Source organism: Corallococcus praedator, from assembly GCF_003612125.1.
Lineage (GTDB): Bacteria > Myxococcota > Myxococcia > Myxococcales > Myxococcaceae > Corallococcus > Corallococcus praedator.
In genome coordinates this window covers 1-9,887 of sequence record NZ_RAWI01000348.1, presented here as the reverse complement: position 1 = coordinate 9,887, position 9,887 = coordinate 1, and the positions used below count along the sequence as shown (strand labels likewise).

The window sequence follows — 9,887 nt, the reverse complement described above, 5'->3', positions numbered from 1 at the left end:
CCACCATCCCGCCCGGCACCCAGGCGTCGCCCACCACCGGGGCCCCGGGCCCGGCGGCAGCCCTGCCGGAGGGCCACCCGACGATGCCCGCCAGCGCCCCCGTGGCGCCCGGCGCGCCGCTGCCGCAGGGCCACCCGCCGGTGTCGGACGCCAACAAGCTGCCGCCGTCGGCCGAGGAGCTGATGAAGCAGCTCGACTCGACGGAGGGCCTGCGCGAGCGGGAGAAGACCTTCGAGATCGCCTCGTCGCTGGGCAAGCTCTACTACACGAACGGCCGCAACGCGGAGGCGCTGTCGTACCTGTCCCAGGCGCAGGCCCGGGCGGACGGCGCTCGGACGCGGTTCCTCGCCCTGAAGAAGAAGCTGGGCAAGACGCCCCTGCCGTCCCTGGCGGAGGCGAGCTGCGGCTTCACGCCGGGCCAGACGCTGGACGCGATGGACGCGGCCGTGGAGGCCCGGGCGAAGTCCGGTGACACCGCGGGCGCCGCCGCCTGCGCGCGTGCCTCCCTGGAGCCGGTGCTGGACGTGGAGCTGCTGCGCGGCAACACGCTGTACTTCCAGGGCGACAGCGTCGCCGCGCTCAAGGCCTATTCTCGCGTGCTGGAGGTGGAGCCCCGGCACCCGGAGGCGCTCTTCAGCCACGCGTCGCTGGTGTTCGAGACGCAGGGGGAGAACCTCCCGGCGCTCAAGTCCGCGCGCGAGGGCTTCGACGCGCTGGTGGCGGCGCACCCCCAGTCGCCGCGCGTGCCCATGGCCCGCGCGCTGAGCGAGCGCATCGAGGAGACGGTGAAGGCCGGCGGCCGCCAGAAGTGGCTCGCGACGCGCGCCGAGGATCGCCGCGTGCGCCTGTCGCAGGGGCAGGCCCAGGCCGGCGCCCTGCCGTCGGACGCGCCCCGCCCGCTGACGCCGGAGATGGTGGACGCGGTGAAGAACACGGAGCGCACGCCGGAGCTGGAGGCGGGCCTCGCGAAGCTGGTGGACGAGGGCGAGGAGCATCTGGCGCGCGGCCGCTACCAGGAGGCCCTGGCCAACTACACCCGCGTGGTGCCCTTCCAGCCGGAGAACGGGCGCGCGAAGGCGGGCATGGCGTGGGCGTTGGTGGGCCTGGGCCGTCCCATGGGCGCGCGCGTGTGGAGCGTGGCGCTGCAGGGCGACGCGGGCGCGGTGGAGAAGCTGGGTGACACGCTGCTCGCCAAGGGCGACGCCAAGGGCGCCAAGGCCCTCTGGGAGAAGCTGTCCCAGGACGTCCCCAACTATCCGAACAAGGCCGCGCTCCAGGCGAAGCTGTCGCAGTAGGGCCCGGGACGCTGGCGCGTCAGAAGAACTTCGCGGCCAGCAGGTCCTGGACGTCGAGCAGGCCCACCGCGCGGCCCTCGACGTCCACCACGGGGAGCTGATCCACCTTCAGCTCGCGCATCTGCGCGGCGGCGGTGAGCACCAGCGTCTCCGGGGTGATGCAGCGCGGGCGCTTGCCCATCACCTGGCGCACGGGCACCTCGAAGTCCTGGTGCCCCTTCTCCACCAGCCGGCGCAGATCGCCGTCGGTGAAGATGCCCTCCAGCATCCCGTCCTTGTCCACCACGCACGCGGCGCCCGGCCGGCCCGGCGTGTTGGTCATCACCACCACCGCCTGGGACAGCCGCGCGGTGTCCAGCACCAGCGGGTTGGCGCGGCCGGTGCGCATCAGCTCGAAGACGCGCAGCACGGAGCGCCCCAGCTTCCCGCCCGGGTGCAGGAGCGCGTAGTCGTCCCGTCCGAAGGGCCGCGAGCGCAGGAGCGTCATCGCCAGCGCGTCACCCACCGCGTGCAGCGCGGCGGTGGAGGCCGTGGGGACAAGCCCCAGGGGGCACGCCTCTTCGATGCGGCCGATGTCCAGCACCACATCCGCCCCCTTCGCGAGCGCGCTCTCCGCGTCCCCGGTGAGCGCGACGACGGGCGTGCCCATGCGCTTGAACAGGGGCAAGAGCCGCAGCAGTTCCTCCGTGCTGCCGCTGTTGGACAGGGCGAGGATGACGTCGCCCTGGCCCACGCGGCCCAGATCGCCGTGCACGGCCTCCGCGGGGTGCAGGAACACGGAGCGCACGCCGGTGGACGCGAGCGTGGAGGACAGCTTCTGGCCGATGTGGCCCGCCTTCCCCATGCCCGTCACCACCACCTGGCCGGTGCACTCGCGCACCAGGTGCAGCGCGTGGAGGAACGCGTCCCCCAGCCGTTCGGTGACGCCGAGGATGGCGCGCGCCTCCGCCTCCAGCACGCCTCTCGCGTACGCGAGCGTGGCCTCCGCGTCGTCATCCCGGGCGCGGGTGCGCGCGGGCGCTGACGCGGCGGCGGAAGTGGCGGACGCGCGGCCGGGAAGGGCGCGCAGGCGGGGCTTCTTGGCGGTGGAGCGGGGAGCGCGGGCCATGGGCTTTGGGGGCTACCTCTACTCCAGCCTTCGCCCGGGTGGCCATCCTTGACGCATGGGGGGGCATCGGCTACGGCCTGCTCGCCCGGCCGCCCGCGGCCGGAAGAGGCTCTGCCGCACCACCCGCTGCACTACTTCAGGACTGAGGGGACGGAATGAAGTTCTTCATCGACAGCGCGGACGTCGAGGAAATCCGCAAGGCCCACGCGATGGGCTGCGTGGACGGCGTCACCACCAACCCGTCGCTGCTGGCCAAGGTCGGCCGCGGGCTGGAGGAGACCATCCGCGAAATCTGCTCCATCGTGGACGGCCCCATCAGCGCCGAGTGCGTCTCGCTGGAGGCCCCGGAGCTCATCAAGGAGGGGCAGACCCTGGCGAAGATCCACGACAACGTCGTGGTGAAGATTCCCATGGGCGTGGAGGGCATGAAGGCCGTCAAGGCGCTGACCGCCGAAGGCATCCGCACCAACGTCACGCTGTGCTTCTCCGCCAACCAGGCCCTGCTGTGCGCCAAGGCGGGGGCCACGTACGTGTCGCCCTTCGTGGGCCGGCTGGACGACATCTCCCAGGACGGCATGGAGCTCATCGCCCACATCCTGGAGATCTACCAGAACTACGACTTCACCACGCAGGTGCTGGTGGCCAGCGTGCGCAACCCCGTGCACGTGCTCCAGGCCGCGCGCCTGGGCGCGGATGTCGCCACGCTGCCCTACAGCGTCATCACCCAGCTGGCGAACCACCCGCTCACCGACAGCGGCATCAAGAAGTTCCTGGCGGACTGGGAGAAGGTCCCCAAGCAGGGCAAGTAGTCCGCTGACTCCACCGCAGGACGCACGACGGCCGCCGGACTCCCTTCACTTCAGGAGCACGGCGGCCGTCCTGTTTCGATGCGCTGTCCGTCCTGGCCGCTACTGCACGGTCAGGTTGCGGTTGACGGTGAGCGAGCTGCGGGTGTTGCCGAAGGTGACGTTCACCCGGCCCGAGGACGCCGCCGTGGTGGCGGTGGAGCCGTTGAGGCGCACGGTGGCGTTGTTGCCGTCCCGGAAGCTGCTGACGGTGTAGCGCCACTGGCACCAGGCCTTGGAGGCCGTCGTCTCCGTGACGGGCTTGTTGATGTTGCAGGGGCCCACGTCCTTGTAGCCCGGCTGTCCGGCGGCGGGCTCCACCTCACGGCGCTCGTGCGAGATGGTCATGCCGTAGGTGCGCGAGTTCAGCGTCGCGTCCTTCTCCGTGACGGTGGCGGTGCCCTTGCTCGTGGTGACGGCCGCGGTGATGTTGGCCGTGTCCGGCGACAGCTGGTTGCCGAAGGGGTCCGACACGCGCACGCTGAAGCTCGTCTCCCCGCCCTTGGGGATGTCGAAGCCCGCCACGCCCGGGTCCGGCGAGAACGTCACGATGGGCGCGCCCACCACGGAGGAGAAGCCCGTGTAGACGATGTGGGTGGAGTGCCACAGCTGCGTGTCGCCATCCCAGCAGCCGTTGGGGCCGTCCCAGACGCCGTTCGGCGCGGCGCGCTGGCCGGTGGCGCAGTTCAACCGCTCCGTGTCGATGAACTTCTCACCGGAGTCGTACAGGCCGTTGTCGTTGGAGTCGACGAAGGGCTCGGGCAGGTCCACGAACCACTCGCCCGGATCCCACTTGCCGTTCTTGTTGCCGTTGGACGCGCCGGAGCCGTCGTAGAAGGACTCCTCGCCGGGGCTGACGGCGATGACGGTGACGAGCATGTCGCGCGGGTTGTTGCCGCCGTGGTCCGGCTCGCCCACGAGGGGGCTGACTTCCTTCGGCGGCCAGTCACCGGAGGTGTAGAACTTCGTGGTGACCAGGCCGGGCGCCTGGGTGGTGGGCGCCGTCGACTTGTCCACGCTGCCCGCCTCCGTGTACCAGTTCACCTTCGGGTCGATGACCACCGGGTTGTTGAACCGGTCGCTCAGCTGCGCGCTGCACGTGGTGTTCAGGTCCGAGCGGGGCGGCGTCTCCGACGCGTTGGCCGCCAGGTTGATCTGCGTGCACTGGACCACGAAGTTGTCGTCCGAGGCCCGCGCTCCGCTGATGGAGATGCTCTTGGAGTTGGCCGCCAGCGCCGCGCCGTCCACGGACGCCTGCACGATGGCGAAGCCCACTTCATTGCCCGACTGGAGCGTGGTGCTGACCACGCCCGTGCTGTTGGTCGTGGCGGAGGTCGGCAGCAGGGTGGTGCCGCCCGCGCCCGTCACCGTGAAGTTCACCTTCGTGTTGGGAACGCCCACGCGGTTGAGGTCCACCACCTTGAACGTGACCAGCGTCGACGTGTCGACGTTGGACGACAGGATGCCCAGCTTCTCCTTGGTGCTGGACACGAACGACACCTCCGCGGGGTCGCTCGCCACGGGGCCGGCGTCCGGCGTCCCGGCGTCCGTCTTGGTGCCGCCGTCCGTCCCGGCGTCCGTCCCGGCGTCCGTCTTGGTGCCGCCGTCCGTGCCCGCGTCCGTCTGCGTGCCAGCGGGATTGACGGTGACGCGGGCCGTCTTGGTGATGCCGTCCCAGGTGCCGGAGAGGGTCACGGTGCCGGTGCAGCCCACGTCGCGCGACTTCTCACAGCGGAACGTCGCGGTCGCCTTGCCGTCGACCAGGGTGAACGTCTTGGACTTGGAGCCGCCCGTGGCGGTCTCGGTGTCGACCAGGCCCGCCGCCGTGTCCAGGGAGAGCGACCCCTTGCCAGGGTTGCCGTCCTTGTCGGTCGCGGTGATGGACAGGGTGCTCGTCTGTCCATCGTCGGTGATGGTGGCCGGGTTCGGTGAGATGCGGAGCTCCGCCTCTTGGGGCTCGGGGTCGTCGCCGCCCCCGCAGGCCGTCAGACCGAGCACCAGCACGAGCGTGCCGGCAAGTTTCAATGATTTGTGCATGTGGGAAACTCCCCTCCAGGGAAACGTCCTTTTAGTGGAAAGGTCCCCTGCTGCACAAACTGGCAGCGGGACGGACGGGGGCCGCCGGGCTTCCTTGGGGACCCCCAGCGGACGGGGAACCTGTCGCTTTATTCACGCCTCGGGACTGGCGGTCCGGCGACGGGAGCGGTATGGCAGGAAGACGCGTTGATATTTGAATCAACCCGAGGATCCGCCCCATGGAATTCCAGCTCACCGAGTCCCAGCGCGCGTTGCAGGATGCCGCTCGCAAGTACGCCCGCGAAGTGGTGCGCCCCAAGGCCGCCCACTACGACGAGACCTCCGAGTTTCCCCGCGACCTCTTGTCCACGGCCTTCGAACTGGGCCTGCTCAACATGGCCATCCCGTCCGAGTACGGCGGAGGGGGCCTGTCGCACCTGGAGCAGGTCATCGTCTGCGAGGAGCTGGCGTGGGGCTGCGCGGGCGTGGCCACGTCCATCATCGCCAACGACCTGGCCAACCTGCCCATCATCCTGCACGGCACGGAGGACCAGAAGAAGCGGCTGCTCTCCGGGTTCGGGCAGAAGCTGAAGTTCAGCTCCTTCTGCCTCACGGAGCCCAGCGCCGGCTCCGACGTGGCGGCCATGAGCACCACCGCGCGCCGCGAGGGTGACGAGTACGTCCTCAACGGCACCAAGTGCTTCATCACCAACGGCGGCTACGCGGATCAGTTCACCGTGTTCGCCACGCTGGACAAGGGCAAGAAGCACAAGGGCATCACCTGCTTCGTCGTGGAGGGCCGGCCCCAGGGCGTCACCACCGGCAAGCACGAGAACAAGATGGGCCAGCGGGCCAGCAACACCGTCACCGTCAACTTCGACGAGGTCCGCGTCCCGGTGGCCAACCGCATCGGTGAGGAGGGCGAGGGCTTCAAGGTGGCCATGGCCACGCTGGACAACAGCCGCCCGCTCACCGCCAGCCTGTCGGTGGGCATCGCCCGCGCGGCGCTGGAGTACTCGCTGGAGTACTCGGCTCAGCGCCAGACGTTCGGCAAGCCCATCCGCGAGCACCAGGGCGTGCAGTTCATGCTGGCCGACATGGCCATGAACACCCACGCCTCGCGCCTGCTCACCTGGGAGAGCGCCTGGGTGCTGGATGAAGGACAGCGCAACACCCTGCAGTCCAGCTATGCGAAGTGCTTCGCTGCCGACATGGCCATGAAGGTCGCCACCGACGCCGTCCAGGTCTACGGCGGCTATGGCTACATGAAGGACTATCCGGTGGAGAAGCTGATGCGCGACGCCAAGCTCATCCAGGTCTACGAGGGGACGAGCCAGGTGCAGCGGCTGGTCATCGCGAAGGAACTGTTCAGGTAGAAAAGCAAAACTGCGCGCGGTGGGGCTTTCAAGTTGCCGCCGCGCTGTACGGATGTCTATTACTCCGGCCCTGATGCGCGGCGCGTCAACCTGAAGCCGCGTCCCGGTGCCTCAAGCAGCCGATCCCTTTTCAAGCACTCCCCACAGAGGAGAAGCCCGCCGTGAAGATTCTCGTCACCGCCAAGCGCGTGGAAGACCCTGAGTCGAAGATCAAGGTGAAGCCGGACGGCTCGGACATCGTGAAGGAGGGGCTGAAGTACAAGATCAACCCCTTCGACGAAATCGGCGTGGAAGAGGGCCTGCGCCTCGCGGCGAAGCACACCGGCGAGGTGGTGGTGGTCTCCATCGGCGGCAAGGAGGTGCAGGAGCAGCTGCGCCACGCGCTGGCCATGGGCGCCAACCGCGCCGTGTGGGTGAACCACACGGGCCCGCTGGATCAGCTGGGCATCGCGGGCCTGCTCCAGAAGGTCGCGGAGAAGGAGAAGCCGGACATCGTCCTGTTGGGCAAGCAGTCCATCGACGATGACCAGAACCAGGTGGGCCAGTACCTGGCCGAGTTCCTGGGCTGGGGCCAGGCCACGTTCGCCTCCAAGGTGGAGTCGCTGGAGAGCGCCGAGGAGAAGAACAAGCAGCCCGCGGTGGTGCTGTCCGCGGACAAGAAGAGCGTGCAGGTGGTGCGCGAAGTGGACAACGGGCTCGCCACGCTGGAGGTGCAGCTGCCGGCCATCGTGACCACGGACCTGCGCCTGAACCAGCCGCGCTACGCGAGCCTGCCGGGCATCATGAAGGCGAAGAGCAAGCCCATCGAGGAGCTGACGCCGGCCGGGCTGGGCGTGGACGTGGCGCCGAAGATCCAGGTGCTGAAGCTGGCCGCTCCCCCGGCGCGCAAGGCGGGCATCAAGGTGCCGGACGTGGCGGCCCTGGTGGAGAAGCTGCACAACGAGGCGAAGGTCGTCTGACCGCGCATCCCATCCATCCCTGAAGATTCCGGAGACAGACACATGTCCATCGTCCTCATCGTCGCCGAACAGCAGCCGGACGGGAACCTGCGCAAGGCTTCCCTCAACGCCATCGCCGCGGGCAAGCAGCTCGCGGAGAAGTCGGGCGGAGAGCTGCACCTGGTCCTCTTGTCCAAGGACCCCTCGAAGGTCGCCGGGGAGCTGACCGGCACGGGCGCCAAGGCCATCCACACGGCCGCCGCCCCGGAGCTGGAGCACTACCTGGCGGAGGTCTACGCCCCCGTCATCGCTTCGCTCGCGCAGGAGCTGAAGGCCACCTTCATCGGCGCGGCCTCCACGGCGCAGGGCAAGGACCTGCTGCCGCGCGTCGCCGCCCGGCTGAAGGCCGCCATGGCCACCGACATCACCGCCATCAACGGCGGTGGCGCGGACATCACCTTCACGCGCCCCATGTGGGCCGGCAACGTGTTCGCTGAAGTGAAGCTGACCACGCCGGTGCAGGTCGTCAGCATCCGCGCCACGGAGTTCCCGGCCGCCGCCACGGGCCAGGGCGCCGCGGAGGTGAAGTCCTTCCAGCCGAAGCTGGAGGCCAGCAAGACGAAGTTCGTCAGCTTCAACGAGGTGAAGAGCGCGCGCCCGGAGCTGACCGAGGCGAGCGTGGTGGTGTCCGGCGGTCGCGGCACCAAGGGCGACTTCAAGGAAATCGAAGCGCTGGCGGACCTGCTGGGCGCCGCGGTGGGCGCGTCCCGCGCGGTGTGCGACGCGGGCTGGGTGCCCAACGACTACCAGGTCGGGCAGACGGGCAAGGTCGTCGCGCCCAAGCTGTACATCGCCGCGGGCATCAGCGGCGCCATCCAGCATCTGGCCGGCATGAAGAGCTCCAAGACCATCGTCGCCATCAACAAGGACCCGGAGGCGCCCATCTTCCAGGTGGCCGACTACGGCCTCGTGGAGGACCTCTTCAAGGTCCTGCCCGCGCTGCGCGAAGGCATCCAGAAGCTGAAGTAGGCCGCCGCTTCCGAAGCGGACGGTGAAGCAAGCGAAGGGCGCGTCGGGCCGGGAGGACATCCCCGGTCAGCGCGCCCTTCGTGCGTTCCGCGGGTCCTTCGTGCGCCCTACAGGTCGATGTCGCTGTCGCGGCCGGGCTGCTTGTCCGGCGGCGGGAGCGGGGCTGCGGGGGCCCGGGGCTCCACGTCGTCCTCCGGGGCCTCCGGAGGCTCCGGAGCTTCTGGCTCATGGGGGTCCAGGTCTTCGGGCAGCGCGTCCCGAGCGTCGTCGGGCGCCTCCGTATCCAGCAGGTCCACGCGGCCGCCACCCGCGAGCTCCACGTAGAGGGTGCGGAAGGTCCACGACTCGCCGTCCTTGTCGGCCACGGCGTGCAGGGTGCCGTCCGCCTTCGGGCCATCCAGCGGGACGACGAAGGACGCGTGGGTGCGGCCGTTGGTGGTGCTCACCTGGGTGTTGCTGGGGAAGCCCGGCTTGAAGGGGGAGCCCAGGGCCTTCTGCACCTGCGGGTCGTCCTGCGCCTGGGCGAGCGCGTCCGTGTACGCGCCCATGTCCCGGAAGGACGTGTAGCCGTAGCCGATGGCGATGGCGACGAAGCACAGGCAGGAGCCCATCAGGCCCAGGCAGCCCACCGGCACGGCCCACTTCCAGTTCCGGTTCCACCACCCCTGGCGGGGCACGGGCGCGTAGTCACCCTCGGGCATCGTCGGCATGGGCCCTCCTGGCCTTGGCGTCGGGCCGTGTCATAGCTGGTTCCGGACGAAGCCGGGGTGGGGGATGTGTCGCGGAACCTGTCCCCACGGCGCCTTCATGACAGAGTGTCCGCCATGCCCTCTGGTGGCGTCTCGACGGCCGAGCTCGCGGACCTGCTTGCGGCGCTGCCCTTCGGCCACCGGCTGTGGGTGCGCGGCATGGGGCGGAGCCTCTATCCGCTCCTGCGCAGCGGGGACGCCGTCCGCCTGCTCAGATGCGGCCCGGAGCGGCTGGCGCGCGGGGACGTGGCCCTGGTGCGCAACGGGCCCCGGCTGGCCGCCCAGGTGGTGCTCTCCACGCAGCCCTGGGTGACGGAGCCGCTCCTGGGCGGGCCCCATGCGCCGGGAGGCGAGCTGGTGGGACGGGTCATCGCGCTCAAGCGCGGGCGGATGGTGCTGCGGCTGCCCCGGCCGGCCGCACCGCGAGCACCGGCTTCACGTTCAACCTGCGCAGCTTCTAGCCAGCGGCGGCCCCGGCTCCGCGCCGGGGCCCGCCCCTGACCTCACGCCAGGCTCAGGCCATGTCGAAGA

The 9,887-nt window shown here is 69.9% G+C and carries 9 protein-coding genes; 6 read left to right on the top strand and 3 right to left on the bottom strand.

All coding sequences use genetic code 11. The annotated features are described in order from the left end of the window. On the top strand, positions 1-1,295 hold a 1,295-nt coding region (locus D7Y13_RS31935), incomplete at its 5' end, for a tetratricopeptide repeat protein (protein WP_244222399.1). A gap of 19 nt (positions 1,296-1,314) precedes the next feature. On the opposite strand, the gene D7Y13_RS31930 is transcribed toward D7Y13_RS31935, so the two are convergent. Further along, positions 1,315-2,403, bottom strand: coding sequence for a KpsF/GutQ family sugar-phosphate isomerase (locus tag D7Y13_RS31930; protein WP_120585675.1), 1,089 nt, complete (start codon positions 2,401-2,403; stop codon positions 1,315-1,317). 155 nt (positions 2,404-2,558) lie between these two features. Between D7Y13_RS31930 and fsa the strand changes: the two genes are divergently transcribed. Next, positions 2,559-3,212 carry a fructose-6-phosphate aldolase gene (gene fsa / locus D7Y13_RS31925; protein WP_120585676.1) on the top strand — a complete coding sequence of 218 codons (654 nt, stop codon included), beginning with the start codon at positions 2,559-2,561 and terminating at the stop codon, positions 3,210-3,212. Positions 3,213-3,311: 99 nt separating this feature from the next. Here fsa and D7Y13_RS31920 read toward each other — a convergent pair whose 3' ends face one another. Next, positions 3,312-5,285 carry a hypothetical protein gene (locus D7Y13_RS31920; protein ID WP_147444508.1) on the bottom strand — a complete coding sequence of 658 codons (1,974 nt, stop codon included), beginning with the start codon at positions 5,283-5,285 and terminating at the stop codon, positions 3,312-3,314. A 218-nt stretch (positions 5,286-5,503) separates the two neighbouring features. Between D7Y13_RS31920 and D7Y13_RS31915 the strand changes: the two genes are divergently transcribed. The 3 genes from D7Y13_RS31915 (at position 5,504) to D7Y13_RS31905 (ending at position 8,607) form a co-directional block, all read left to right on the top strand. Continuing rightward, positions 5,504-6,640 carry an acyl-CoA dehydrogenase family protein gene (locus tag D7Y13_RS31915; RefSeq protein WP_120585678.1) on the top strand — a complete coding sequence of 379 codons (1,137 nt, stop codon included), beginning with the start codon at positions 5,504-5,506 and terminating at the stop codon, positions 6,638-6,640. 161 nt (positions 6,641-6,801) lie between these two features. Beyond that, positions 6,802-7,599 carry an electron transfer flavoprotein subunit beta/FixA family protein gene (locus D7Y13_RS31910; protein WP_120537445.1) on the top strand — a complete coding sequence of 266 codons (798 nt, stop codon included), beginning with the start codon at positions 6,802-6,804 and terminating at the stop codon, positions 7,597-7,599. 42 nt (positions 7,600-7,641) lie between these two features. Beyond that, the gene (locus D7Y13_RS31905; RefSeq protein ID WP_120537446.1) at positions 7,642-8,607 is read left to right on the top strand and encodes an electron transfer flavoprotein subunit alpha/FixB family protein; all 966 of its coding nucleotides are present in this window, start codon (positions 7,642-7,644) and stop codon (positions 8,605-8,607) included. A 107-nt stretch (positions 8,608-8,714) separates the two neighbouring features. On the opposite strand, the gene D7Y13_RS31900 is transcribed toward D7Y13_RS31905, so the two are convergent. Continuing rightward, a complete protein-coding gene (locus D7Y13_RS31900) occupies positions 8,715-9,317 on the bottom strand; it encodes a cytochrome c oxidase assembly factor Coa1 family protein (protein WP_120537447.1) in 603 nt (200 codons plus the stop codon). A 114-nt stretch (positions 9,318-9,431) separates the two neighbouring features. Here D7Y13_RS31900 and D7Y13_RS31895 point away from each other — a divergent pair, with 114 nt between their 5' ends. Then, a complete protein-coding gene (locus D7Y13_RS31895; protein ID WP_208734509.1) occupies positions 9,432-9,857 on the top strand; it encodes a hypothetical protein in 426 nt (141 codons plus the stop codon). The last annotated feature ends 30 nt before the right edge of the window (positions 9,858-9,887 follow it).